General features: G+C 70.0%; 24 protein-coding genes. 10 read left to right on the top strand and 14 right to left on the bottom strand.

What is annotated here, in order from left to right:
- Positions 1–2: 2 nt before the first annotated feature.
- Positions 3–1,115, bottom strand: coding sequence for a citrate synthase 2 (locus AB0J91_RS22720; RefSeq protein ID WP_363872138.1), 1,113 nt, complete (start codon positions 1,113–1,115; stop codon positions 3–5).
- A 665-nt stretch (positions 1,116–1,780) separates the two neighbouring features.
- On the opposite strand from AB0J91_RS22720, the gene pdxH reads away from it, so the two are divergent.
- The 4 genes from pdxH (at position 1,781) to AB0J91_RS22700 (ending at position 6,335) form a co-directional block, all read left to right on the top strand.
- Positions 1,781–2,434, top strand: coding sequence for a pyridoxamine 5'-phosphate oxidase (gene pdxH / locus AB0J91_RS22715; RefSeq protein WP_363795389.1), 654 nt, complete (start codon positions 1,781–1,783; stop codon positions 2,432–2,434).
- Between the two features lie 135 nt (positions 2,435–2,569).
- Positions 2,570–3,817, top strand: a complete 1,248-nt coding sequence (locus tag AB0J91_RS22710; protein ID WP_363872135.1) for an MFS transporter — start codon at positions 2,570–2,572, stop codon at positions 3,815–3,817.
- Between the two features lie 119 nt (positions 3,818–3,936).
- A complete protein-coding gene (locus AB0J91_RS22705) occupies positions 3,937–5,331 on the top strand; it encodes an APC family permease (RefSeq protein WP_363872132.1) in 1,395 nt (464 codons plus the stop codon).
- A gap of 77 nt (positions 5,332–5,408) precedes the next feature.
- Entirely contained in the window at positions 5,409–6,335 is a 927-nt protein-coding gene (locus tag AB0J91_RS22700; protein ID WP_363872129.1) for an aldose 1-epimerase family protein, read from the top strand.
- Positions 6,336–6,425: 90 nt separating this feature from the next.
- On the opposite strand, the gene AB0J91_RS22695 is transcribed toward AB0J91_RS22700, so the two are convergent.
- Positions 6,426–7,568, bottom strand: a complete 1,143-nt coding sequence (locus tag AB0J91_RS22695; RefSeq protein ID WP_363872126.1) for an acyl-CoA dehydrogenase family protein — start codon at positions 7,566–7,568, stop codon at positions 6,426–6,428.
- Positions 7,569–7,693: 125 nt separating this feature from the next.
- Here AB0J91_RS22695 and AB0J91_RS22690 point away from each other — a divergent pair, with 125 nt between their 5' ends.
- From AB0J91_RS22690 to AB0J91_RS22680, 3 genes are all read left to right on the top strand, one after another.
- Positions 7,694–8,311: a TetR/AcrR family transcriptional regulator gene (locus tag AB0J91_RS22690; protein WP_363795380.1), complete on the top strand. Its 618-nt coding sequence runs from the start codon at positions 7,694–7,696 to the stop codon at positions 8,309–8,311.
- Complete coding sequence (locus tag AB0J91_RS22685) at positions 8,308–9,237, top strand: carbohydrate kinase (protein WP_363872123.1); 930 nt, start codon at positions 8,308–8,310, stop codon at positions 9,235–9,237. Before AB0J91_RS22690 ends, AB0J91_RS22685 begins: the two co-directional genes overlap by 4 nt.
- Positions 9,238–9,617: 380 nt before the next feature.
- Positions 9,618–10,922 carry a citrate synthase gene (locus AB0J91_RS22680; protein ID WP_363795376.1) on the top strand — a complete coding sequence of 435 codons (1,305 nt, stop codon included), beginning with the start codon at positions 9,618–9,620 and terminating at the stop codon, positions 10,920–10,922.
- Positions 10,923–11,134: 212 nt separating this feature from the next.
- On the opposite strand, the gene AB0J91_RS22675 is transcribed toward AB0J91_RS22680, so the two are convergent.
- Positions 11,135–12,697, bottom strand: coding sequence for a glycerol-3-phosphate dehydrogenase/oxidase (locus tag AB0J91_RS22675; RefSeq protein ID WP_363872120.1), 1,563 nt, complete (start codon positions 12,695–12,697; stop codon positions 11,135–11,137).
- On the bottom strand, positions 12,694–13,344 hold the full coding sequence (locus tag AB0J91_RS22670) for a TetR/AcrR family transcriptional regulator (RefSeq protein WP_363872117.1): 651 nt from the start codon (positions 13,342–13,344) through the stop codon (positions 12,694–12,696). The genes AB0J91_RS22675 and AB0J91_RS22670 overlap by 4 nt, the downstream gene beginning before the upstream one ends.
- Before the next feature lie 16 nt (positions 13,345–13,360).
- Between AB0J91_RS22670 and AB0J91_RS22665 the strand changes: the two genes are divergently transcribed.
- The gene (locus AB0J91_RS22665; RefSeq protein ID WP_363872114.1) at positions 13,361–14,998 is read left to right on the top strand and encodes an FAD-binding oxidoreductase; all 1,638 of its coding nucleotides are present in this window, start codon (positions 13,361–13,363) and stop codon (positions 14,996–14,998) included.
- Here AB0J91_RS22665 and AB0J91_RS22660 read toward each other — a convergent pair.
- From AB0J91_RS22660 to AB0J91_RS22620, 9 genes are all read right to left on the bottom strand, one after another.
- A complete protein-coding gene (locus AB0J91_RS22660; RefSeq protein ID WP_363872111.1) occupies positions 14,970–15,722 on the bottom strand; it encodes a GNAT family N-acetyltransferase in 753 nt (250 codons plus the stop codon). The genes AB0J91_RS22665 and AB0J91_RS22660 overlap by 29 nt on opposite strands.
- 101 nt (positions 15,723–15,823) lie before the next feature.
- Positions 15,824–16,207 carry a hypothetical protein gene (locus AB0J91_RS22655; RefSeq protein WP_363872108.1) on the bottom strand — a complete coding sequence of 128 codons (384 nt, stop codon included), beginning with the start codon at positions 16,205–16,207 and terminating at the stop codon, positions 15,824–15,826.
- The gene (locus tag AB0J91_RS22650) at positions 16,200–19,004 is read right to left on the bottom strand and encodes an FtsK/SpoIIIE domain-containing protein (RefSeq protein WP_363872105.1); all 2,805 of its coding nucleotides are present in this window, start codon (positions 19,002–19,004) and stop codon (positions 16,200–16,202) included. The genes AB0J91_RS22655 and AB0J91_RS22650 overlap by 8 nt, the downstream gene beginning before the upstream one ends.
- A 125-nt stretch (positions 19,005–19,129) precedes the next feature.
- Positions 19,130–19,381 (bottom strand): hypothetical protein, encoded by a 252-nt coding sequence (locus AB0J91_RS22645; protein WP_363795362.1) that lies wholly within the window; start codon positions 19,379–19,381, stop codon positions 19,130–19,132.
- A 2-nt stretch (positions 19,382–19,383) separates the two neighbouring features.
- Positions 19,384–19,644 carry a hypothetical protein gene (locus AB0J91_RS22640; protein WP_145745060.1) on the bottom strand — a complete coding sequence of 87 codons (261 nt, stop codon included), beginning with the start codon at positions 19,642–19,644 and terminating at the stop codon, positions 19,384–19,386.
- Positions 19,645–19,777: 133 nt separating this feature from the next.
- The gene (locus tag AB0J91_RS22635; protein ID WP_363872102.1) at positions 19,778–20,197 is read right to left on the bottom strand and encodes a hypothetical protein; all 420 of its coding nucleotides are present in this window, start codon (positions 20,195–20,197) and stop codon (positions 19,778–19,780) included.
- A 49-nt stretch (positions 20,198–20,246) separates the two neighbouring features.
- Entirely contained in the window at positions 20,247–20,585 is a 339-nt protein-coding gene (locus AB0J91_RS22630) for a PRC-barrel domain-containing protein (RefSeq protein ID WP_363872099.1), read from the bottom strand.
- Positions 20,586–20,697: 112 nt separating this feature from the next.
- Positions 20,698–21,501 carry a lysophospholipase gene (locus AB0J91_RS22625; protein ID WP_363872096.1) on the bottom strand — a complete coding sequence of 268 codons (804 nt, stop codon included), beginning with the start codon at positions 21,499–21,501 and terminating at the stop codon, positions 20,698–20,700.
- Positions 21,502–21,686: 185 nt separating this feature from the next.
- Positions 21,687–22,211, bottom strand: coding sequence for a DUF4232 domain-containing protein (locus AB0J91_RS22620; protein ID WP_363872093.1), 525 nt, complete (start codon positions 22,209–22,211; stop codon positions 21,687–21,689).
- Positions 22,212–22,543: 332 nt separating this feature from the next.
- On the opposite strand from AB0J91_RS22620, the gene AB0J91_RS22615 reads away from it, so the two are divergent.
- Both AB0J91_RS22615 and AB0J91_RS22610 read left to right on the top strand, forming a co-directional pair.
- Positions 22,544–23,335 (top strand): GH25 family lysozyme, encoded by a 792-nt coding sequence (locus tag AB0J91_RS22615; RefSeq protein ID WP_363795352.1) that lies wholly within the window; start codon positions 22,544–22,546, stop codon positions 23,333–23,335.
- 225 nt (positions 23,336–23,560) lie between these two features.
- Positions 23,561–24,685, top strand: coding sequence for a hypothetical protein (locus tag AB0J91_RS22610; RefSeq protein WP_363872090.1), 1,125 nt, complete (start codon positions 23,561–23,563; stop codon positions 24,683–24,685).
- 1 nt (position 24,686) lies between these two features.
- On the opposite strand, the gene AB0J91_RS22605 is transcribed toward AB0J91_RS22610, so the two are convergent.
- Positions 24,687–25,739, bottom strand: a complete 1,053-nt coding sequence (locus tag AB0J91_RS22605) for a CopD family protein (RefSeq protein ID WP_363872087.1) — start codon at positions 25,737–25,739, stop codon at positions 24,687–24,689.
- Positions 25,740–25,967 lie beyond the last annotated feature (228 nt).

Genomic DNA, 25,967 nt, shown 5'->3' with positions numbered 1-25,967 from the left:
GCTCACACCGGGGCGATGATCTGGGTGACGGTGTCCCAGCCGGCCACGTCCTGCGGCGAGCGCGGGGCCGGGCCGATGTACTGCGCCGACGGCCGGACCAGGCGTCCGGTCCGCTTCTGCTCCAGGACGTGCGCCGACCAGCCCGCGAGCCGGGCCGCGGTGAACATCGAGGGCATCATCGCCGGCGGGACGGCGGCGAAGTCCAGGACCACGGCGGCCCAGAACTCCACGTTCGTCTCGATCTGGCGGTCGGGCCGCCTCTCGCGCAGCTCGGCCAGCGCCGCCTGCTCCAGCTGGCGGGCGACCTCGAAGCGAGGGGCCTTCAGCTGGTCGCAGGTGTTGCGCAGGACGCGGGCGCGCGGGTCCTCGGCGCGGTAGACGCGGTGGCCGAAGCCCATCAGCCGGTCACCGCGGTCGAGGATGTCGGCCACCACGCGACGGGCGTCTCCGGTGCGCTCGACCTCCTCGATCATCGGCAGCACCCGGGCCGGGGCGCCGCCGTGCAGCGGGCCGGACATCGCTCCGACCGCGCCCGACAGGCAGGCGCCCACGTCAGCGCCGGTGGAGGCGATGACCCGGGAGGTGAAGGTCGAGGCGTTCAGACCGTGCTCGGCGGCCGACACCCAGTAGGCGTCCAGCGCCTGCACGTGAGCGGGATCCGGTTCGCCGCGCCACCGGGTGAGGAACTGCTCGGTGGTGGTCGTGGCCTCGGCGATCCGCGCGTGCGGGACCGGGGCCTGGTCGCCGCGCGCGGACTGGGCGATGTAGGACAGGCCGAGGGAGCAGGCTCGAGCGAGCTGCGCTCGCACCTGCTCGGCCTCGATGTCGAGCACCGGCTTGAAGCCGAATTCAGGCGCGGTCATGGCCAGCGCTGCCTGCGCGTCGGCCCGAACGTCACCGGTGCGCACCGGCAGCGGGAGGTCCTCGGCGAGCGGCAGTCCGCCGCCGAACCGGCCGTCCACCAGCAGCGTCCAGACATCGCCGAAGGAGACCGTGCCCACCAGGTCCTCGATGTCCACGCCTCGGTAGCGCAGCGCGCCACCGTCGCGGTCGGGTTCGGCGATTTCGGTCTGGAAGGCGACGACGCCTTCCAACCCGGGACGGAATTCGCTCATAGCTGCCTCGTCTCCTGGTCGTAGGGGTGCGCGCGTGCGCATGGCTGGGCGACGTGGCGGGGTTTGAGCCAACAGTGCACCCCAGGCGGAAGAAAGAGCAATGGCGCCGAGACGGGAAAAAATTCGAGGTTCAGTTGACCCACGGTGAATGGAACGTTTTGCACTTGGGTGAAAAATTCCGGAAATATTGCTGTTTCGCAAGTTGGCGATCCGGATGTGGGCGTGGGCGGTGTCGATTGCCCGCCCGTGCGCACGGGAACCTTTCGGTCACCGCCCGCGACGTGCGCACGAGGGGCGCGATCCGTTCGAACACCGAGCGCCGGGTGGCCGGCTGCCTAGGCGATCCTCTCCCGCCATCCGGACGTCGAGGACTTGACGCTCTCGCTGTGGTGAAGTGGGATGAGCGAAAGGTTCCCTTGCTCCTCCCGCAGCGCAACGGCTGTTCGGGTGACGTGGAGCCGTTGTGGGAACGATCACTGCATCGGTTGCGGAATCGATCGTGACCTATCGTCGATTCGGCTCCCGTTCCGATCCCGTTTACCGTCATAACGAATGGCCGATGCGCCTCGCGCGCGTCGGCCTCGTCCAACCCGTACCGTCCGGCGCCGAGCCGGAATGTCGAAGTCGAATCGTGCCGTTCGCCGGACGAGTCAGGGAGGAAGAGGATGACGGAGGCCAACGTCGCGTTGCCGTCCATGCGTGTTTCCTACGAAGCCGGGGCGTTGCACGAGGATTCGCTCGCCGGCACTTGGCACGAGCAGCTGCAGCTCTGGTTCGACGAGGCCGTCTCGGCCGAGCTCGTCGAGCCGAACGCGATGGTGCTGGCCACCGCCGATCCGGAGGGCTTCCCGTCCTCGCGGACGGTGCTGTGCAAGGGCTTCGACGAGCGCGGCGTGGTGTTCTTCACCAACTACACGTCCAACAAGAGCCACGACCTGAAGACGACCCGCGTTGCCGCCGCGACGTTCCCGTGGCTGGGCCTGCAGCGCCAGGTCAACGTGCGCGGCGAGGTCGAGAAGGTCAGCTCCTCGGAGACCGCCGAGTACTGGGCGGAGCGCCCGCGCGGATCGCAGCTGGGCGCTTGGGCGTCGCCGCAGTCGCGGGTGGTCAACGGCCGCGAAGCGCTGGAGAACTCCCTCAACGGCATCGAGCGCCGCTTCGGCGAGGCCGAAAGGGTCCCGGTGCCGCCGCACTGGGGCGGCTGGCGGATCCGCCCGGACTTCGTCGAGTTCTGGCAGGGACGTCCCGACCGGCTCCACGACCGGCTTCGCTTCCGCCGGACCGATGACACCTGGGCGGTCGAACGCCTCGCTCCGTGAGTGAGCCGCCGGGGAGTGGTGTAGAGCTCCGTCACACGGGCGGATAACCAGTGGTCCTTTAGCTTCGCGAAGGACTACGCTCCGTCCTTCGTGCGGCAGAGCAGCGGAACCATTCCCCGGCGTAGCTTCAAGTCCTTGTTCAGCAAGGTCTTCATCGACACCAGACCGCTGCACTACCCGGCCTACCGCAGGCTGTGGATCTCCAACATCGTCACCGCCGTCGGCGCCCAGTTCTCCGCCGTGGCCGTGCCCAAGCAGCTCTACGACATCACCGGCTCCTCCTTCTACGTCGGGTTGGCGGGCATCTTCGGACTGGTCCCGCTGGTGGTGTTCGGCCTGTGGGGCGGCGCGATCGCCGACGCCGTGGACCGCCGCAAGCTGATGCTCATCACCAACGGCGGGCTCGCGGGAACCTCCGTGCTGCTGTGGCTGGTCGCGTTCGCCGGCATCCCGTCGGTGGGGCTGGTGCTGGTGCTCTTCGCGCTCCAGCAGACGTTCTTCGCGGTCAACTCGCCGACGCGCGCCGCCGCCGTCGCTCGGCTCATCCCCGCCCACCTGCTGCCGTCCGCGCAAGCCCTGGGCTCCACCGTCTTCCAGCTCGGCTCGATCGTCGGACCGCTGCTGGCGGGAGTCCTGCTGCCGCTGCTCGGGTTGTCCGTGCTGTACCTGGTGGACGCCATCGCGCTGTGCCTCGCGCTGTGGGCGGTGTTCCGGCTGCCCGCGCTGCCGCCGCAGGACGGTGCGCCGAAGAAGGCCGGTCTGCGCTCGGTGCTCGACGGCTTCCGCTACCTCGGCCTGCACGCCGTGCTGCTGGCGTCGTTCCTGCTGGACATCATCGCGATGGTCTTCGGCATGCCGCGCGCGCTGTTCCCGGAGATGGCCGAGCGCACCTTCGGCGACCCGCCCGGTGGCGGTGCCGCGCTCGGCTGGCTGTACGCGGCGATCCCGTTGGGCGCCTTCTGCTTCGGGCTGTTCTCCGGCTGGCTGCACCGCATCGCTCGGCACGGCGTCGGCGTGACGATCGCCGTGGTGGCCTGGGGCGTGGCGATCATCGGCTTCGGCTTCGCCGACTCGCTGTGGCTGGCGGTGCTGTTCCTGGCGCTCGGCGGCGGCGCCGACCTGGTCAGCATGGTCTACCGGAGTTCGATCCTGCAGGCGGCGGCCACCGACGAGATGCGCGGCCGCATCCAAGGCGTGTTCACCGTCGTGGTCGCGGGCGGGCCGAGGCTGGCCGACACGCTGCACGGCCTGACCGGTGCCGCGCTGGGCACCGGACCAGCGGTGATGATCGGGGGAGTGCTGGTCGTGCTCGCCGCCGCGCTGTCGGCGGTGGCCCTGCCCGCGTTCTGGAAGTACAAGGCGCCCACCGGTGACGACGTGTGATCTGACCTGGGCGGAGCGTGCTCGTTGGGCACTTCGCCACGCTTGCGCCACTCGACGGAGTGCGTTTCGACCAGGGGCGGGCAGACAGTCGTCGGAGCCACCCTGCACACTTCTCCACTATGGCCAACGAAACGACCGTTAATGCGCCCGGCGGTGCGCACGAGCCTGGCCTCAAGAAGGTGATGGGCCCGAAACTGCTGCTCTTCTTCGTGGTGGGAGACATCCTCGGGACCACGATCTACTCGTTGACCGGGAAGGTCGCCGGCAAGGTCGGCGGGGCCCTGTGGGTTCCGTTCCTGGTCGCTTTCGTGGTCGCCTTCCTGACCGCGTTCAGCTACCTGGAACTGGTCGGCAAGTACCCGCGTGCCGGTGGCGCCCCGCTGTACGTGCACAAGGCGTTCGGCATCCACTTCGTGACCTTCCTGATCGCCTTCGCGGTGATGTGCTCGGGCATCACCTCGGCCTCGTCCGCCGCGCAGGCGTTCAGCGGTGACTACCTGACGGGCATCTTCGGCGACGGCGTCGAGCCCTACTCGTGGATGGTCGCGCTCGGCTTCCTGCTGCTGCTCGCCGCGATCAACTTCCGCGGTGTCGGCGAGTCGGTGAAGATGAACGTCGTCCTGACGTGCGTGGAGCTGACCGGTCTGGCGATCGTGATCGTCTTCGGTCTGATCGCGATCTTCGGTGGAAGCCACAGCGCCGACATCGCGCCGGACCCCAGCAGGCTGACGCAGTTCGACACCGACACCTCGCCGCTGCTCGCGATCACCTCGGCCACCGCGCTGGCGTTCTTCGCCATGGTCGGCTTCGAGGACTCGGTGAACATGGCCGAGGAGACCAAGGACCCGTCGAAGAACTTCCCGCGCGCCCTGCTCCTGGGCATGGTCATCACCGCGACCATCTACCTGGTCATCGCGGTGATCACCTCGACGCTGGTGCCGACCGCGGAGCTCGCCGAGTCCGACGGCCCGCTGCTGCTGGTGGTCAAGGCCGCGGCCCCGTGGTTCCCGCCGATCCTGTTCTCGCTGATCGCGCTGTTCGCGGTCACCAACACGGCGCTGATCAACATGCTGATGGCCAGCCGGCTGGTCTACGGCATGGCCAACGAGGGCGTCGTGCCGAGCGTGTTCGGCAAGGTGCACAAGGGTCGTCGCACCCCGTGGGTGTCGATCCTGTTCACCAGCATCATCGCGGTGATCCTGGTGAGCTCGCTGGAGATCTCCGACCTGGGCAGCACCACGTCGCTGCTGCTGCTCGTGGTGTTCGCGGTGGTCAACATCGCGGTTCTGGTGCTGCGCAAGGACGAGGTGGAGCACGACCACTTCAAGGCACCCACCTGGGTTCCCGTGCTGGGTGCGCTGACCTGCGCGTTCTTCGCGAGCCCGCTGTCCGGCCGACCGGCCACGGAGTACATCATCGCCGGGATCCTGCTGGGCATCGGCGTGATCTTCTGGCTGATCAACTACTTCGTGAAGGGCAAGGCGGACTTCCAAGCGGAGTCCCTGAGCAAGTAGGAATTCCACGTCCGACGAGGCGGTCCTGGACGCTGTTCGCGGTGTCCGGGGCCGCCTCGTGGTCGTAGAGTGGCGGAGTGCATGATCCTCTTCCCGCCACCGGCCGGCAGTTCGAGATCAGCTCGGGGACCGCGAAGGCGGTGATCACCGAGTTCGGCGCCGCGCTGCGCGCCTTCACCGTCGACGGTGTGCCGCACACCGAGACCTTCGACGCCGACCGGCTCCCGCCGTCGGCCGCCGGTGGCGTGCTGGTGCCGTGGCCGAACCGGGTCGCCGACGGGCGCTGGGCGCTCGACGGCGAGCCGCAGCAGCTGGCGCTGACCGAGCCCGACCGCAGCAACGCCATCCACGGGCTGCTGCGGCACCAGCCGTGGGCGATCGTCGAGCACACCGACTCCGCCGTGGTGCTGCAGGCGACCGTCTCGCCGCGTCCCGGCTGGCCGGTGCCGCTGCTGACCTCCATCGGCTACGCCCTCGACGGCGACGGGCTCACCGTGACCCACACCGTGGAGAACCTGGGTGGGCGCGCGGTTCCCTTCGGCGTCGGAGTGCACCCGTACCCGCGCGCGGGCAACGTCGAGACCGACGAGTGCACGCTGCGCCTGGCCGCCTCCACTGTGCTGCCGGTGGACGCCGACCGGCTGCTGCCGGTCCGGCCGCCGCGCGCGCTGGAGGGCGACGAGGTCGACTTCCGCACCGGTCGCCGTCTCGCCGGTGTCTGGCTCGACACCGCCTTCGGCGGCGCGGCCCCGGCTCCCGATGACCCGGCCGGTCTCGTGCGCCACTCGCTGACCGGGCCCGATGGTCACGGCGTCCAGCTGTGGGCCGATCCGGTCTTCAAGTGGGTCCAGGTCTACACGGCCGAGGACTTCCCCGAACGAGGTCGCGCCATCGCCATCGAGCCGATGACGTGCCCGCCCGACGCCCTCAACTCCGGCACCGACCTCATCACCCTCCAGCCGGGCGAGGCCTGGACCGCCCACTGGGGCCTCAAACCCCTCTGACCTGCGACAACTGCGGTACAACCGATTTCAGTGGAAGTCGGGTCCCCGATTTCAGTGGAAGTCGGGAACCTGGTTTCCGCTGAAATCGGGTCAGGGTTTGGTGAGGTGGCGGGCGAGGACGACGCGCTGGATCTGGTTGGTGCCTTCGAAGATCTGCAGGACCTTCGCCTCGCGCATGTAGCGCTCTGCGGGGAAGTCGCGGGTGTAGCCGGCGCCGCCGAGGACCTGGACCGCGTCGGTGGTGACCTTCATGGCGGCGTCGGTGGCCACCAGCTTCGCCACCGATGCCTGCTCTCCGAAGGGCAGTCCCGCGTCGCGGCGGCGGGCGCCGTCGAGGTACATCGCGCGGGCCGAGTGGACGGCCGCGGACATGTCGGCCAGCAGGAACTCGATGCCCTGGAACTCGATGATCGGCCGGCCGAACTGCTTGCGCTGCTGCGCGTAGTCGACCGCGAGGTCCAGCGCGGCCTGGGCCAGACCCACCGCGCAGGCGGCGATGCCCAGGCGGCCGGAGTCGAGCGCGCACAGCGCGATCTTGAGCCCGTCGCCTTCCTCGCCGATCAGCCGCTCGGCCGGGACGCGGGCGTCCTCGAAGTACAGCGGCGTCGTGGGTGACCCGGTGAGTCCCATCTTGTGCTCGGGAGGCCCTGCGGTCAGGCCCGAGATCGCGGAGTCCACCAGCAGGCAGCTGATGCCTCGCGCTCCTTCGCCGGTGCGCGCCATCAGCGTGTAGAAGTCCGCCTCGCTGCCGTGGGTGATCCACGCCTTCTGCCCGTTGATCGCGTACTCGTCGCCGGTCCGCTCGGCGCGGGTGCTCAGCGCGGCGGCGTCGGAGCCGGCGTGCGGTTCGGACAGCGCGTAGGCGCCCAGCGTCGAGCCGCCGATCATCTCCGGGAGCCAGCGCTCCTGCTGCTCGGCGGTGCCGAAGTGGGCGAGCGGGAAGCAGCTCATGGTGTGCACCGAGAGGCTCACGCCGACCGTCATCCAGGCGCTGCTGATCTCCTCCAGAACCTGCAGGTAGACCTCGTACGGCTGGGAACCGCCGCCGTGCTCCTCGGGGTAGGGCAGGCCGAGCAGCCCGGCGTCGCCGAGCAGGCGGAAGGCGTCGCGCGGGAACTTCCCGGCGGCTTCGTCCTCGGCGGCGCGGCCGGCGAGCTCGTCGCGGGCGATCTCGCGGGTCAACGCGAGCAGATCAGCGGCTTCCTGGGTCGGAAGCAGGCGGTCAACGGTCATGGCGCGCTCCCGCGGTCAAGTGTGAGTACCGGGCTGTCGTACTGCAACCAGTACTTTATGCGGTACTCCAGTACCGTGAAAAGGTCTGCTCTGAGGTTTCAGAGTCCTGTGGCAGGCTTCTCTCGATGAGCACTTCCCGAGCCGAGCGGGCGCTGAACCCCAGGCGAGCCGAACTCCTGGGTCGGCTTCGCGATCTGTTCCTCGCCGAGGGGTTCGCCCACTTCACCCTCGACGACCTGGCCGGTCGGCTGCACTGCTCGAAATCGACCCTCTACACGCTGGCCGGGAGCAAGGAGCAGCTCGCGGTCCGCGTCGTGGCGCACTACTTCAAGAGCGCGACCGAGGACATCGAGCGCCGCGCCGAGGTCGCCGACGACCCGCGGGAGAAGGTGCGCGCCTACCTCGACGCCGCCGCCGAAGCACTGCGACCGGCGTCGCGGGAGTTCATCAGCGACATGGGCGCCAACCTCGCGACCCGCGCCACCTACGAGGCCAACGCTGGCGCCGCCGCCGACCGGTTGCGCGGGTTCATCGCCGAAGGCGTGCGGCAGGGCGTGTTCCGCGAGGTGCACGCGGGTTTCGTCGGCGAGATGGTCGGCCGCACCATCGCCGGCATCCAGCGCGGTGAGATCGGCGAGCGCACCGGGCTGTCCGACGCCGCCGCGTTCGCCGCGCTCTCGCAGTTCCTGCTGGGCGGATTGGCCCAGGAGAAGTCCCCTTCGGACACAGTGGAGGAAAATTGATCGTCATCGGCGGTGAGGCCCTGGTCGACCTCGTGCCGGATCCGTCCACCCCGGACGGAGAGCTCGGCCCGCTGCACCCGCTGCTCGGAGGTGGGCCCTACAACGTCGCCATCGCGCTGGGCAGACTCGGCGTGCCCGCCGCGTTCTACGCGAAGCTGTCCACCGACCAGTTCGGCGACCGCATGCTGCAACGGCTCACCGAGTCCGATGTGGACACCTCCCTGGTCCAGCGCGGTCCGGAGCCCACGACGCTGGCCGTGGTCGGGCTCGAGGCCAACGGCTCGGCCCGCTACAGCTTCCACACCGAAGGCACCGCCGCGCGCTTCGTCACCGACCGGCCGCTCCCGGACGGCACGACCGCGTTGTGCCTGGGCACGCTGGGCATGGTGCTCGAACCCGGCGCCACCGCGTACGAGAAGGTGCTGTTCCGCGAGGCCGAGCGGGGCGTGTTCATCGCGCTCGACCCCAACGTCCGGGCCGACCTCATCGCCGACGCGGACGCCTACCGGGCCCGGTTCTCCTCCTGGTTGCCCTCGGTCGGCCTGCTCAAGGTCTCCGACGACGACGCCGAGTGGCTCGCCCCGGGACGGGACGTGGTCGAGGCGGCCCGCGAGTGGCAGGCACGCGGCCCGGCGGCGGTGGTGCTGACCAGGGGTGCCGACGGGCTCACCGCGGTCACCGCCGACGGCGAGGTCACGGTGCCCGGCCGGAAGGTCGAGGTCGCCGACACCATCGGCGCCGGCGACACCGTGCAGGCGGCGCTGCTGGCGTGGCTCCACCGCAACGGCGCGCTGTCGCCGGCGAAGGTCCGCGCTCTGGACGCGCGGCAGTGGGAGCAGGCCCTGTCGTTCGCCGCCGCCGCGGCGGCGGTCACGGTGTCGCGTCCGGGAGCCGAACCGCCGTGGTCGGCGGAGCTGGATGCGTGATCGGAATCCATCCGGTGGTGTCCGAACACGCCCCGTGAGCTCAGCGGTCTGACTGCGGAAGAACGAATCCGGATTAGACCGTTTGGATTTCACTCGTGGTCACGATGGTGGCGTCAGACGGTGGCGGAGCGTCGACATCGGCGCTCCGCCTACCGGTAAGTGTGATGTGATCGTGGTCCCACCTGCAAAAAAGAGGAAACGCGATTGCTGCGCGGGGACCCTTCGGCGGTCTAGCGTGACTACTGACAGGACCCCAACGGGGTGGTGCTGCGACGGTTCGGACACCCCGACCGGAGCGCGGGCGACATCGAGCCCTGCCGCTTGGCTGGGCAATCGCGGTCGTCATCACGCACCCCTTGACGAGCGCGAGAGGTTCCCGAATGCCCGACGACGTGACCGCCAAACGTACCGTCGCGCTGCGCTATGACGCCGGCGAGCACGAAATGCAGGTGACGCAGCCTACCGAGGGTGCGCCTGGCGTCGACCTCGGCAAGTTGCTGGCCCAGACCGGTTTGGTGACGTTGGATCCGGGCTTCGTCAACACCGCAGCCTGCAACTCCGACATCACCTACATCGACGGCGACGCCGGAATCCTCCGGTACCGCGGCTACCCCATCGAGGAGCTCGCGGCGAAGTCGAACTTCATCGAGGTCAGCTACCTGCTGATCTACGGTGAGCTGCCGACCAAGACGGAGTACGACGAGTTCTCCGAGCGCATTCGCCGCCACACCCTGCTGCACGAAGACCTCAAGCAGTTCTTCGACGGCTTCCCCCGCGACGCGCACCCGATGCCGGTGCTGTCGTCCGCGGTTTCGGCGCTGTCGACCTTCTACCAGGACAGCCTCAACCCGTTCGACAAGGACCAGGTCGAGCTGTCCACGGTCCGCCTGCTGGCGAAGCTGCCCACGATCGCGGCCTACGCCTACAAGAAGTCGGTCGGCCAGCCGTTCCTGTACCCGGACAACTCGCTGGGCCTGGTGGAGAACTTCCTCCGGATGACCTTCGGCTTCCCCGCCGAGCCCTACGAGGTCGACCCGACCCTGGCCCGCGCGCTGGACCTGCTGTTCATCCTGCACGCCGACCACGAGCAGAACTGCTCCACCTCGACGGTCCGGATGGTCGGTTCGTCCGAGGCGAACATGTTCGCCAGCGTCTCGGCCGGCATCAACGCCCTGTTCGGCCCGCTGCACGGCGGCGCGAACAGCGCGGTGCTGGAGATGCTGGAAGACATCAAGAACAACGGCGGCGACGTCGACGCGTTCGTCGAGCGGGTGAAGAACAAGGAGCCCGGCGTTCGCCTGATGGGCTTCGGCCACCGGGTCTACAAGAACTACGACCCCCGCGCGGCGATCATCAAGAAGACCGCCGACGAGGTGCTGTCCAAGCTGGGCGCCAACGACCCGCTGCTGGACATCGCGCTGCGGCTGGAGGAGCGGGCGCTGTCCGACGACTACTTCGTCTCGCGCAAGCTCTACCCGAACGTGGACTTCTACACCGGCCTGATCTACAAGGCGATGGGCTTCCCGACGAAGTTCTTCACCGTGCTGTTCGCGCTCGGTCGCCTTCCCGGCTGGGTCGCGCACTGGCGCGAGATGATCGAGGACCCGGCCCGCAAGATCAGCCGTCCGCGTCAGGTCTACACCGGTGCCGCCGAGCGCCCGTACAAGCCGATGGACCAGCGCTGATCTGAATCGTTACCTGAATCAAGTCTGAGGCCACGGCCTCCGACCGCGCAATGGGCCCCGGAGAGCCCGGCCGACAAGGCCGGCCCCGGGGCCTTTCTGCACCTCAACGCACCCAACCCCGACGCAGAACCCGGATTAACGCCGCAATCGGTCGACGGATTACCGCAGTATTCGGGCGGACCGGATTACGGCGGTATTCGGGAGAGCCGGGGTCAGGGTTCGATTCCTGCCAGGGCTCTGGTGACCAGGTCCTCGACCTGGGGGAGGGCTGCGGCGCGTTGGGTGGGGTCGAGGCCCAGGCGGGAGCGGCGGTCGAGGACGTCGTCGACGTCGAGGGCACCTTCGTGGCGGACCGCCCAGAGGACCTCGGCCGCGGTGAGGTGAAGGCCTTCCGCCACCGGTTCGGCGAGGTCCTGGTCGAACTCGGTCAGGGCGGCGACGCGGGCGGCTTCGGTGCCGTACTTGGCGACGAGGGTGGCGGGAGCCTCGATGTCGGTGAGGTGACGCCGAGGGGCCGCGCCGACCAGCGCGATCTCAGTGGTCCGCGATGGCCCGGCCGACAGGCCGCGGGCCCCCACCGCGGCGTCCACGGCGTCGGCGGCCATCTTCCGGTAGGTCGTGAGCTCGCCGCCGATGACCGTGATGATCCCTTCCTCCGACGTGAGCACCGCGTGGTGGCGGGAGAGATCGGCCGAGTCCTTGCCGTCTTGCTGGAGCAGCGGCCGGAGACCGGCGAACGAACCGAGGACGTGTTCGCGGGTCAGCGGCACTCCCAGGACGTCGCGGATCCCGGCCAGCAGGAAGTCCACATCGGACTCGGGGACCTCCGGGACGGCCGGTATCGGGCCGGGCACCGGTTCGTCGGTCAACCCGAGGATCGCGCGACCGTCGGGCAGCGGGATCAGCAGCAGGAACCGCCCCGACATCGGCGTGACGACGGCTGTTCCGGCGATCCCGGCCGTGTCGGCGTCGACCACCAGGTGCGATCCGCGCGACGGGCTCAACCGGACCTCCGGCACGAGATCACCTGCCCACACGCCCGCGGCGTTGACCACCGAACGCGCGCGGATCCGCAGCGACTCGCCGCTGCGCGCGTCCAGGAGGTCGGCACCACCGCCGTCGAGGGACGTCACCGCGCAGCGGGTGAGGATGCGTGCGCCGAACCCGGCCGCCGTGCGCGCCAGCGCCACCACCAGCCGCGCGTCATCGACCAGCTGCCCGTCGAAGCTCAGCAGACCACCTCGCAGCCCGGCCGGGCGAAGTCCGGGAACCAGCGCGAGGGCCTCGGCCGAAGGGATCCTCTTGGGCGAGGGCAGGACGTCGGAGGGCGTCCGCGCCGCGCGCCGGAGCGCATCCCCGGCCCGCAGGCCCGCGTGCAGGAGGACTTCTTGGCGCCGGGAGACCCCTTCGTGCAGGGGGATGAGCTGCGGCAGCGGCCGGACCAGGTGCGGGGCCGTGCGGGTCATGAGCACGTTGCGCTCGACCGCGCTCTCCCGCGCCAGCGCGAAGTCGCCGTGCGCGAGGTGGCGAAGACCTCCGTGCACGAGCTTGCTGGACCAGCGGGACGTTCCCCATGCGAGGTCCTCGGCCTCCACCAGCGCCACCGACAGCCCTCTCGCCGCCGCGTCGAGGGCGACCCCGGTGCCGGTGACGCCACCGCCGACGACGAGCAGGTCGACTTCCTGCTCCGCCGCCGCGTGCAGGTCGGTTCGCAGCCGGGCGGAGTTCAGCGAGGTGGCGCGCAGCGAACCGGCGGGCAGCGGCGTGGTGATCATGAACGGCTCCTTGGCTGGAGAGCGCCGTCGAGGAGGTGGGCGAGTTCGTCCGTCAGCGAGTCGAGGTCGACGTCCTCGGTCGCCGGGCCTGCCGAGATGACGAACGACTGCGTCAGCAACAGCAGCGAGCGGGCCTGCACCGCCACGTCGCCGGGGCGGATCGATCCGTCGGCGTGCCCGGCGGCCAGATGCTCGCGAATGAACCCGTCGGCCGCCAGCTGGGTGCTGCCCAGCCGCTCGACCAGGTAGGGCAGCAGCAGTTCGGCGTCGGTTTCCAGGACTCTTTGCAGCAGGGGAGCTTCGTGCAGCAGTCTGATGCCGCGCACCATGACGTGCACGAGGCGCTGCCGCGCGTGGCCGATCACCGCCGCTCGGCGGGCCTGGTCGAGGACGTCGCCGAACTCGACCGTGACGAGGGTCGTGACCATGCTGCCGACGTCGGGGAAGCGGCGGTAGAGGGTCATCCGGCTGACGCCTGCGGTGCGGGCGACCTCGGTCAGCGTGGTTCGTCGGACGCCGTTGGCCAGCACGCACGCGCGCGCCGCGCTGAGCAGATCCCCATCGGCGACCCGGTTGACCGCCTGCCGCTTGCCGGTGCGGGCGCGATGCGGATCAGCTCGCTCGATGCTGTGACAATCCGACTCCATGTGTCACACTCTAGCCGTGAACGGCGAGATCGAACACACCCTTCGCGGCAGCTGGACCCCGTCAGGGGCCGCGTCCGCGCCACTGTCCTCGGCCGCGCTGCGCTGGTTGCGGCACCGCATCGGACTCACCGAGACCACCACGCCGGCGGTCCCGTCGTCGCTCCTCGACGTACCCGGGAGTTCCCTCGCCGACACCCCGCGCGCCGAACTGGAGGCGCTGCTCGGTGAGCGGCACGTGCTCGTCGACGCCGCGGCGCGCTTGGGACGGGCGGGCGGCATGTCCTACATCGACCTGGTGCGCCGGCGCGCCGGCGCCGAACTGGCCGTCCCCGACGCCGTGCTGCTGCCCTCGGACCCGGAGCTGGTGCAGGGCGTGCTGGAGATCTGCGCCCGTCACGACATCGCGGTGGTCCCCTTCGGCGGCGGGACCTCCGTCGTGGGCGGGGTCGACGCGCTGCGCGGCGGGAAGAACGCCGTCGTCGCCCTCGACCTGGTGCGGCTGGACCGGCTGATCTCGCTCGACCCGGACTCGCGGATCGCCGTGCTGCAGGCCGGGATGCGCGCGACCGAGGCCGAATCACTGCTGGCCGCGCACGGATTCACGCTCGGGCACTTCCCGCAGTCGTTCGAGCGGGCCACCATCGGTGGGTTCGCCGCGACCCGCTCGGCGGGCCAGGCGTCCTCCGGCTACGGGCGCTTCGAGGACATGGTCGAGGGCGTGCGGTTGGCGACCCCGGCCGGTGAGTGGAAGCTCGGTGTCGCCCCCGCGTCGGCGGCGGGACCCGATCTGCGTCAGCTCGCCATCGGCAGCGAAGGGAGCCTCGGCGTCATCACCGAGGTCGCCGTCCGGGTGCGGCCCGCGCCGAGGCGGAGCCGCTACGAGGCGTTCGTGATCGACGGCTGGCAGGCCGGGACCGATGCCGTGCGCGCGCTCGCGCAGGAACGGGTGCTCGCCGACGTCACCAGGTTGTCGGACCCGACCGAGACCGAGGTGCAGCTCGCGCTGTCCGGGCAGCTCAAGGCGCGTGCGCTCGGGAACCTCCTGCGCGCCAAGGGCGTCCGCAACCCGTGCCTGCTGGTGCTCGGCTGGGACGCGGGTTCCCGCACCGAGCTCAAGCAGCGCCGGGCGGCCGCGGTGCGCGCGCTGCGCGACGTCCGGACCGTGCGGTTGGGCAGGGCGGCCGGGGAGTCGTGGAAGTCGCACCGCTTCTCCGGCCCTCGGCAGCGGGACGCCCTGCTCGACCGGGGAGTGTGCGTCGAGACGTTGGAGACCGCGACGAGCTGGAGCGGGCTGAGCGAGCTGCGCTCCGCGGTGCGCACGGCCCTGGTGCGCAACCTGCAGGCCGGCAGCAAGCCGCCGATCGTGATGTGCCACGTCTCGCACGCCTACGAGACCGGTGCCTCGTTGTACTTCACGGTGTTGGCTCCTCGCGATTCAGAGCACGCCCTCGCCCAGTGGCAGCGCGCGAAGGAAGCGGCCTGCGACGCCATCGCCGGTCGCGGCACGATCAGCCACCACCACGCGGTCGGCGTCGACCACCGGCCGTGGCTGGAGGCGGAGATCGGCGACATCGGCACGGCGGTCCTGGCCGCGGCCAAGCGGGCGGTGGACCCGACGGGAATCCTCAACCCGGGCAAGCTCGTTCGCGACTAGCGCAGATGGGGCTGTACCGGAAGCCGAGGCCCCGGTAGACCTTCAGCGCGGGTTCGTTGTCGGCGTCGGCCATCAGCGTCACCGCGCCGAGCGGCGCGAGCTCCCTGGTCAGGAACGTGCAGACCTGCGTCGACAGGCCCCGGCCCCGGTGCGCGGGGTGGGTGGCGACGCCGGAGACGTAGCGCAGTCCCGGTGCCGGCCAGGAGTCCCCGGCGATCGAGATCGGGGTGCCGTCGGTGTCGCGGATCCCGGCCCACCGCACGGCTCCCGGGTCGTCGGGGAACAGGTACGAGCCGGGGTTGGCCTCGCGCAGCAGCGCGTCGATCGCCGGCACGTCTGCACCGGTCAGCCACTCGACGTCGGGGGTGGCGCGCTGCGGCGCTGCGGCGTCCAGGTGCAGCCACCCGAACGTCGCCAGGACCTCGTGGCCCAACCGCTCGGAGACCTGGGAGGCCAGCGGAGCGGCGGCCAGCAACCGGACCTTCTGGCCGGTCAGACCGGGCAGGACCTCCCGCAGCAGCGCGACGACGTCCTCCTCGTCACCGGCGTGGACCACCCGGTCGGCGCGGTTGAGCCGGGGCGCGAACACGACAACCGCGTTCCGCGACCGCCACGCCGCCCCGCGCTCGTGCGGATATCCCGGCTCCAACGCCTGGGCCGCCCATCGCACCATCAGGTCGGACGTGACCTCCGCGACCTCGGCCGCACTCCTCAGCTCCTGCACACGCGCAGCGTAGGGATTCGAATTTCGCGCGAAATTCGAACGCGAAAGTTCCGACTCGAATTTCGCGCGAAATTCGAATCCCGTCCCCGCCGGGGTGGGGCTCAGGACTTCTTGCGGCGGGAGAGGAAGCCGGTGGGCAGGCGGGGTTTGGTGATGGCGTCGCGGAGGTCCTCGAACGCCTCGTGAACGGCGAGGCGGGACTCCGACGGTGACGCGTCGGGAGCCTTCCGGTCAGCGGCCGGGAGGCCGGAGGAGCGCAGCCAGCGCTCGTCCCAGACGACCTGCATCGCGGCCGTCCAGCGCTGCTTGACCTCGGCGACCAGCTCGTCGCGGACCTTCTCCGATTCCTCCGCGCGCCGCTCGCCTGCCGCGACCTTCTCGCCGAGCTTCTCGGCGCTGTCCCGCTCGTGCTTGCGCATCTCCTTGCCCGCGGCCGTGGCCAGGGCGGTCAGCTCGCGGTAGCGCTCGGCCGCGGTCTCAGTCACCGGCTTCCTCCCGGACGTTGGCGTCCGACTCCGTCGAACGCTGGGCGGGCACCGGCGGCGCCCCGCCGAGGTCGAAGGGCAGGACCACTTCGGGACGCGAATGCACCGAGCGGTCGAAGAACAGTCCGCGGCGCGAGCGCGGCGACCAGTTCACCGGCTGGCCCGCGGCGAACGTGCTGAGCTCCTGCCCGTGCACGTCGAAGGCGACCCACGCGCCGATGTCGTCCACCGGTCCCATGCCGAGGGTGTTCTTCACCCGCTGCACGCTGCGCCACCAGCCGATCACGTGCACCCGGGACTCCGGGCCCTGCTTGAGGATCTTGCGCAGGGAGTCCAGCGCGCACGCGCGGGTCACCGGGTCCTTGCGCTCCAGCGTCGTCTGCGCCGCGTCGACGGCGTAGAGCACCACGCAGTGCCGGACCGGGGACGCGCCCGCGTCGATGTCGTGGGCGATGCCGTCGAGCGTCGCCGAGATCTCGTCCAGGCCCACCACGTCCACCTCGTGGCCGCGCCCGCGGAGCTCCTCGGCCACGGCCCGCGCGTCCTCGTCGACGTCGTCGAGCAGGACACCGATGGTGAACCGGATCTTGCCCGGTTCGTGCTGGCGGGACAGCGAGAGCGCCGCCGCGCCGAGCGCGCTGGTGGTGTCCTCGCGGACCGAGCCGATCACCGCGATGTTGCGTCCCGGCGAGCGCGACAGCCGAACGGCGGCGGCCGTCCCCTCGACGTCGATGACCTGGCCGAGCAGCGCGCGCGGCGTGCTCACCGGCGCGGTCAGCTTCCGGAAGTCCTCCAGGGCCGACAGCTTCGGCAGGTTGGAACCGTCGAACAGGCGCGGCGGGTGCGAACCGGCCGCGCGTCGCTGCCACAGCCGTTGTTGCAGCTGGTGGAACGTGTCGCGGGCGGTGGCGTCGGGGATGCGGGCGATCTCGTTGCCGTGCTTGACGCCCGACTCGTGGTTGACCACCGCGTGCCAGCGCGGCAGGTCCATCGCCGCCTGGTTGTGCTCGGTGAGCACGCGCCGCGCCTTGGGCAGCGCGATGCGCAGGATGAACTGCTCGAAGATCGCCGGCTTGCCCCAGAACGCCTCGATGCCCGAGACGTCCTGGCTGGCCAGCACCAGGTGGATCCCCTGCGAGCGGCCGCGCCGCGCAACGTCTTCCAGCAGCTTGGTGGCCTGCGCGGTCACCGGGTCGCGGTCGGCGAACAGGTACTGGAACTCGTCGATCACCGCCACGATCCGCGGCCACCGGCCCTCGGGGTCCTCGGCGCGCAGCTCTTCGAGCTTGGTGACCTCGTGCTCCTTGGCCTTGTCGGCGCGACGGCGCATCTCGTCGGCGAGGAACCGCAGCAGCGCCAGCCCGAACTCGCGGTCGGTGTTGACATTGACACCCACCAGCTTGGAGTGCGGCAGCCAGCTCGGATCGCGCTTGCCCGGCGTGAACTGCGCGAACGACACGCCTTCCTTGAAGTCCAGCAGGTACAGCTCCAGCTCGTCCGGCGAGTACCGGGCGGCCATCGCGCCGAGCATGCTGTAGAGGAAGTTCGTCTTGCCCGAGCCGCTCGGCCCGCCGATCAGCGTGTGCGGGCTGGCGTCGCCGAGCCGCATCCACACCTCTTCGCCCTCGTCGAACCCGACGGGAGCCTGCAGCTCGGAACGCGAGTGGCACTGCCACAGCTCGTCGGGCAGCAGGTCGTCGAAGTTGCGGACCCGCGCGCGGCGGGACTCGAACTCGGCCGCGATGGCCGCGCACGCCTTCGACGCCTTGCCGCGCGTGGGCGGTTCGTCCAGCGCCACCACGGCTTCCGGCCCGGTCATGCTGGTGCGGGCCCGGTTCTCGCCGATCAGCGTGATCGACTCGATGGAGCTGTTGACGGTCAGCGGGAGGTCGACGGTGATCAGCTGGAGCCCGCAGGCCAGACCGTTGCGGGCGATGCGCTGGAGCTGCTGCTGCTGTTCCTCGCGCAGCGGCTGGCCGTTGCCGAACAGCACCGCGATCCGCCACGGTTCGCCGCGCCTGCCGTTGGCGGCGGCCAGCGCGCGCAGCGTGGTGTGCTCGCCGAGCAGCGCGCCGGAGTGGATGCGCTTGATGTGGTCGGAGAGCACGTCGAGCATGTCGCCCAGCCGCGTCGGGTCGTGGGCGGTGAGCAGTCCGGCGCTGCTGAGCGGGTGCAGGTCGGGAAGCGTTCCGGTCAGTCTCGCGACGTCCCAGCTGTGGATGCGCACCTGGCCGGGCTCGAAGTGGCTGACGATCCGCAGCAGCAGGTTCTGCACCAGGGTTTCGGCGGTTTCGGGGATCTCGTCGGTGGTGATGCGCAAGTGCGTGAAGTCCAGCGCCGGGACCACCGCGGGGAACGACGGTGACAGCGGGGAGTCGGGGACGTTCGCGGTGCCGATGCGCCACAGCTCGGGCGGGTGCGCGACGTCACCGCCGCCGAAACCGCCGAGCCAGGTTTCGAACGGGTCCGATGCGCTGCCGGGCGAGTTCGCGGCGACCAGCTTCTCCAGGGACGGCGGGCCCTGCTCGGTCCAGTCCTGGAAGATCTCGTCGCGGTCGGCGAGCGCCCTGGCCAGCGCGGCCTGGAAGTGCGGGTCGGCCGGGTCGGCGATCTTCTCCGGCTCGCGTTCGGCCTCGGCCGCGCCGAGCTGCGCGATGCGCAGCGCGTACTCCTGCTCGGCGCAGGTGTCGAGCACCTCCTGGTGCGCGTTCTCGGCGGCGCCGAGGGCGGCGGAGATGCTGCGGCGCAGGTGCTCGAAGGCCGATTCGATGCGACTTCGCCGGTCACTGCGTTTCACAACACACCTCGGAGACCGAGTTACGGAACGTGATCAAGGTACCACCTCGAAATAAGCCCCGCCTAACCCATGCGCAGGCGCGAATACCGCGCAGTGGGACGGTGTTCCGCGCTCCGCCGACCGTCCTACAAACGGGTGGCGAAGTCGCGGATCGTGTTCAGGACGAGGTCGATCAGCCGTTGGGCGCGCTCGACCTGGTCATGCGTTCGGGGGAGTCCCGGCGGGAGGACGGTCTCCGGGTGCTCCGGGTCGAGCCGGACCAGCGCCTGACGCGCTTCGTCGAGCTTGCCCTGGCAGGTTCCCAGGTGCGCGCCGGCCTCTTCGAGCTGGCGCTCGATGCCCTGCAGGACCTGGAGGAGTTCGTCGAGCGAGGACACCGCTACAGCCGCCCGGCGTAGCTCTCGGTGGAGGAGATCGTCGCCGACAGCGTGCCCTGCGCGCCACCGATCGTCTGCAGGACTTCGGCGAGCATGCCGTAGGCGTGCTGCATCTCGTCCTGCGCGGTGCCCTGGATGGCGCCGGAGAGCGCGGCTTGCGCCTCTTCGAGGACGAGCGTCGTCTGCTGGAGGGCTGCGACGCCTTCCTGCATCTTCTGGTTGGCCAGCGAAATGCCTGCGCGAACTTCTTCGACGCCTGCCATGTGGATTGCGGTCCTCTCCCAGGGCGGTACGACTCTGCAAGGATTCACAAGGTAGTGCCCGAGCGAGATCAGCGCGCGGCCGGGCCACCCCTTGTTGATCACTGTTCGGTCTTACCTGGCAGGCATGTTGGAGTCAGTTGTCTACTGTGGATTCTTGATGATCCGGGGCGTCCTCCGGCTCCTCCGACCTCGCCTCGATGAGCAGGCGTTCGCCGGCCGGGACGAGTTCGCCGACCAGCTCGGGATCGTCCACCACCGACCAGGCCGTCGGCGGCGCGCAGGCGACGCGGTGGCGGGCGTAGCCCGGTCCCAGCTCCCGCAGGAAGTTGCGCACCACGCGCGAGAGGGCCGCCACGTGCCAGCCCGTCTCCCCGGTGCCGCGGCTCATCGTCAGCGACCAGCAACCCGGCTCCTCGTCGGAGCAGTCGCCGACGGTCACGACCCGCCCGTCGACCCGTCTGACCAGGTCGTCGCAGGCTGCTCGGGCGGAGGCTTCGTCCTGCGCGCCGACGACCACCGTGATGAGCAGTTCGAGCTCGCTGTGTGCGTCCATCGCGGAAGATTCTTCCGCATCCGCACCCGAGTTCGAACGCCTGAGAGGGTCAGGAGTTGATATCGCTCTCGTCGGGTTCGGCGAGGCCGTAGTAGGCGTAGAGGTCGCGACCCTCGGCGTCGGTGAGCCGTCCGCCCTCGGCCTCGACGCTCGGGGCGTTGCGGACCCGGGTCCGGGAGACCGGGATCTCCAGCCGGTTCTCCGCCTTGATCGCGCCGTCGAGCGGTACGAAGGTCTCCCTGATCCCGAGCATGCCGAGCCGCACCGTGACCCATTCGGGCTGGTTGGTGTGGTCGTCGACGTAGACGTTGCCGACCCGGCCGACGCGGTTGCCGTCGCTGTCGAAAACCGGTGTCCCGATCAAGTCCTGCGCACGCTCGACGTTCATGGCAGCCCCCGCTCCGTCGGACTTCAAGCTGCCCGGAAGAGCGGACGCCTGCAACCGCGCAAGCGACACGCCTCACTCGATCAGGTAATGATCGTCAGTATTATCAGCCGATCTAAGAATTCAGTGCTCGGCCGATGAAGTTGCGGACATCCGTCATGACCTCGGACTTGTTGGTCTCGTTGAACAGCTCGTGGCGCCCGCCCGGATAGATGTGCTCGTGGAACTCGTGACCCCGGATGCGGTCGATGCCGGTCCGGGTGTCGGCCTCCGGCACCAGCTCGTCGTCCTCGCCGTGCACCCACAAGGTCGGGATCTCCAGCGCCGGGCCCTCGTTGATCGCCAGCAGGCAGTCGTCGATCGCGCGCAGCGTGGGCCGCTTGAACGGGCCGTGCCAGACGAGCTCGTCGGCCAGGTACGCCGCGCCCACCTCCGGGTCGCGGGACAGCGTCGCCGGGTCGATCGGGGTGTCCGGGATCTCGTCGTGCTCCAGCAGGTCGAGCACGTGCCAGGTGCCCAGCACCGGACCGGACAGCACCACTGCGGCCAGGCGGCGCTGGTGCTCCTGGGCGTAGCGCGCGGCGAGCATCCCGCCCATCGAATGCCCGATCAGCACCACCGGCAGGTCCGGGTGCTGCGCGGTCACTTCGCGGCGCAGCGCCTCCAGGTCGGCGACCAGGACCTCGGCGTCCTCGAAGTGGACGCGGTCGCCCGGCGAGCGTCCGTGGCCGATGTGGTCCGGTGCCCAGACCACGGCGCGTGCGTGGGCCAACTGCTCCGCGACCCACTCGTAGCGGCCGGAGTGCTCGCCGTAGCCGTGCGCGATCAGCGCGATCCAGCCCGGGTTGTCCGCCGACCACTCGCGCACTGCCAGGGTTCCCAGGCTCCCCGCTACCTCGCGGTCCGTTGACTCGATCATGTCGCCACCCCAGCACACCGGCGCCGTTCCGGCCACCACCCCTGGTGTGATCCTCCGCTGCTGCGGCCACGCCCTGGAAGAGCCAGCGCCCGGCGTCGCGGCGCGCTCACAGCGAAGCCGCTGTAGAACCTGCGGCGGTGCGAGTCCCACACCTGACGCAGCGGCTCCGCCGCGTTCCTCGACGGCTAGTGGTAGGCGGTTTCCTCGATGGCGCCGGTGCCGCAGACGACGTCGCCGGTCCACTCGACCGGAAGGGGATCCGTCTCGTCCGGCGGGATGACCTGCAGGCCGACCGGTGTGGGCTGGCACGGGTCGCCTTCGTCGCCGTGCGGGACGGCGCTCCAGTGCAGCGTCGCCTCGGTCGACTGGCCGGGGGAGAGCCCGATGAGCGCGGGCCCCGGGTCGGCCGCGCGGGTGACGTTCGTGGGCAGCGGGTTCCCGGCGGCATCCACCAGCTGCATTCCGCCGTAGCCGTAGATCGTGCAGAACTGACCGCTGGTGTTGGTCAGCGACACGTCCGCGTAGCGCTGGCCGGCCCCGGCGTCGACCGGCGACATGCTGCCGGTCAGCTGCGAGGTGTGGCAGCGCGGATCGCGCGGCTGGTCCGGTGCGTCCTGCGCGTGAGCGGGCAGGCCCGAGCCCACCAGCGCTCCAGCGGCCAGCAGTCCGGCGGACGTCCGCAGAATGCGTGCTCCGATGTGCCGGTTCACGGCCATCACCCCCGTTCCCGCCGCCCCAGCGGGTTGGTTCGGTCATTGCTCTGCTGTTGGAAAGACGCCCTCCGGCGGAAATGGTTGCCCCGCGCCGGAAAAACGGCGGTGGTTCGCGGGCCCGGCTTCCACTGTGCATCTGGTGAAGAAAACTCGCGACTAGGATCAGTGACTCACTGGAACAGGTGAGTGGAAATACGCACCAATCGCATTGCGTGCCGATCTCCTGGCGCTTTCGGGCGGCGATCTTAACCCGAATGGCGGAGCTGACGGTTTGTTGGACTTCGATAGTTTGAGCAGCGGCAGAGGCCAGAAGTTCAGGGGGTAAAAACATGGCCGAACGCATTCCCGGTATCGACGTAGCGCGATACCAAGGGGAGCCGAACTGGGGAGCGGTGCGCGGCGCCGGATACGTCTTCACCTACATCAAGGCGACCGAGGGCGTCGGATACGTCAGTCCCACGCTCGACGCCCAGCTCAACGGGGCGCGCGCGGCCGGCATGGTCACCGGGCTCTACCACTTCGCGCGACCGGACACCAACACGCCGCAGCAGGAGGCCGCCGACTTCGCCGCGCAGCTGGCGCGGACGAACTCCGCAGGCCCCGGCAACCTCCCGCCGTGCTTGGACATGGAGACCGACGCGCCCAACCTCGGCGGCTGGATCAAGGGCTTCATCGACGCGCTCCGCGCCCACACCGGGCGCAACGAGATCGTCGTCTACGCGTCCAGCTCCTGGTTCCAGGACAAGATCGCCCCGGAGACCTGGGTGGACCCGGGCGTGTTCCTGTGGGTCGCGCACTACGGGCGCAACCCCGGCGAGCCCGGCTACATGACCGATCGCGTCGTGATCCACCAGCACGCGTCCGACGGGCAGGTTCCCGGTATCGGCGGCAACACCGACCTCAACGTCTCGCTGGTGCCGCTGGAGGTGCTCACCGGAGCCGGGGCTCCGCCGCCACCGCCGCCCGCACCGCCGCAGGAGACCTACGTGGTGCAGCCCGGCGACACCCTGTCCGACATCGGCACCAAGCTCGGCGTCGACTGGCGGGAGATCGCGCGGGTCAACGGAATCGCCGACCCCGACCTCATCTACGTCGGTCAGGTCCTCAGGATTCCGCGCTAGAGCGACGTTCTCGCGGTGGCCCGGGTGGTTGCGCCGCCCGGGCCATCACGATGCGCGAGTGGCTGAATCGAGAGGGAACGCGAAAGCAGGTGCCGGGAGTCGCTTTCCGCCCGGCGCACATTTCCTTTGGGAAAAGGTTCGCCCGGAATAACCGGTTCCTGGTTCTCCCTCGATCAACACGGGTTACCGTTTTCGTGAACATCACCCGAGGTGGAGGTGAACGCGATGGCGGACGTCGCTGCGCTGGTCCGGGCTCACTGGACCCGCGGTGCCCCCGGCCGAGACGCGCCGGGCGAACTGGTCACGGCGTTGTACCGCTGGTGGGTCGTCGCGATGGTGCTCAAGATCCTCGGCGCCACGTGGGACATCTGCTGGCACTTCCGGTGGCTGCGGGACGACCTGGCGCCGCCGCACCTGCTCAACACCATCGGCACGGTGATGGTGATCGGGCTGGTGGTCATCCACAGCTACACCGGCATCGGCGTCGACAAGGCCACGCTGCGCTGGATGCAGTGGGGGCTGGGGATCTTCCTGGTCGCCGCGCCGCTCGACGTGATCAACCACCGGGTCAACGGGCTCGACATCACCGCGTGGAGCCCGTCGCACGCCCTGCTCTACCTGGGAACCGGGCTGATGAGCATCGGCCTGCTGGTGGGCTGGAACCGCTACGGCCGTGCCGACCGGTACTTCTACCCGGTCACCTGCTTCCTGTGGTTCACCGTGCTGGACAACTTCATGTTCCTCAACCAGCACCAGGAGTACGGCGTGCTCGGGCTCGCCGCGTGGGAGCGGGGAACGCCCTACGCCGAGGACAGCCTGCTGCAGTTCGCCGCCGATCAGCTGCACCGGCCGCTGGACTACATCGCGGTGGAGAACTTCACGCTGCCCACGCCCGACTGGCTGTACCCGAGCTGGGCGGTGCTGACCGGGTTGGGCACGCTGCTGCTCGCGCGGATCCTCGTCGGGCGTCGCTGGACGGCCACCACGATCACCGTCGGCTACCTGGTCTTCCGCTGCGTGGCCTGGGTGCTGCTGGCCGCGGCCGGGTTCCCGATCTCCACCGTGCCGTTCTTCCTGCTGGTGGGGGCGCTGGCCATCGACCTGTCCTGCCAGCTGGTGACGCGGATGCGGCCGCTGGTCGGCGCGGCCGCGGTGACGGCCGCGGCCTACGCGGCGCTGTGGTTGCAGCACGCCTACATCGCCGCGCCGCCGTCGGACTTCGCCTCCGCGCTGTACGTGGTGGTGCTGCTGGCGGGGTTGTGGGGCTTGTTCGAGCACCTGGGCTCCGGCGGGGTCCGCCGCATCGAGCAGCACCTGGCCGCGGTGCGCGACTGGCGCGTCCGCGGCTGAATCAGACGATGACGGGGGCGCGGGAGAGGACGACGCCGAGCCCGAAGGCCACGCCCATGACGGCGACCTCGAAGGTCACCCAGGTCAGCAGGGCGGTCCGCTCGTGACGTGCGATGCGCGGCAGGAGCCGGAACCGCATCTGGGCGCCGACCACGGCCAGCAGCACCAGGCACAGCGCCTTGCCCAGGAGGATCTGGCCGTACTGGGTGGTGACGAGGCCGACCAGGCCCGCGTTCGGCGTGATGACCAGCTCCATCAGGCCGTTGAACAGGCCCGATGCGCCGACCACGAGCAGCGCGAGCCCGGCGAGCTTGGAGAAGCGGGGCAGCGCTTCGGCGAGCAGGCCGCGCTGCGGTGCGACGAACAGCGCCACCGCGACCAGGCCGCCGACCCACATGGCCGCGCCGACCACGTGCAGCTCCATCGAGATCATGCTGAAGTCGTGGTACTGCCAGTCAGTGGCGTGGCCGGTCAGCGGCATCGGCAGCAGCCCGAGCAGCGCGACGATGGTGCGCAGCTCGGTGGGCACCGACTCGCCGAAGCGCACCGCGAGCAGGCCCACGACCGCGCACAGCAGTCCGCCGCCGGCGCTGGCCAGCAGGCCGGGGCCGGCGGGCACGTCGTTGACGTAGCTGATCACCAGCGAGGTGGTGGCCGGAGCTCCCGGGCTGGCTTCCATGGCCTGCAGGACCAGCGAGAACAACGCGCTGAGCATCCACACCAGCGCGGTGATCACCGCGATCGGGCGGGCCTTGGCCAGCACGGGTTCGGTGCGCGCGGGCTGGTCGAAGCCGAGCAGCTTGGGCAGCATCGAGAGCCCGACGGTGGCCAGCGCCGCCAGGTCCAGCAGCGCCCGCATCACGGGGATGCCGAAGCGGACCACGGGAGGGAGCGCGGGCAGCCCGGGGATGGTGCCGACGTCGGTGTAGGCCGTGGCCGCCAGCGCTGTCAGCAGCGCGGCACCCAGCAGAGCCACGACGACCAGCGCTCTGGCGTTGCGCGGACGCTTCTGCTCGGTCTGCTCGCTCCCGGACACCGCTTCGTGAACAGCCACGTTCCGCATGGTCTCACCCGAAGGTGGTTCGGCGAGCACACGGCTCGCCTCAGATCACGCCTCGTGACGGAATTGTTCCTGAGCGCGAGGGCGGGTGGACGGCGTGATGTTCTCCCCATGTCGTTTGGATCACCGTTTCCCGCCGCATATGTTGATCTTCATTTTCGTGGATGTTCCTGCTCCAAAGGCGTGTTCGGTGGAATGATTCCAATCCGGTCCATTTGTCCC

Origin of the sequence: Saccharopolyspora sp. NPDC049357 (genome assembly GCF_040677225.1) — a bacterium.
Classification (GTDB): domain Bacteria; phylum Actinomycetota; class Actinomycetes; order Mycobacteriales; family Pseudonocardiaceae; genus Saccharopolyspora.
This window is presented reverse-complemented; position numbering and strand designations above follow the sequence as displayed.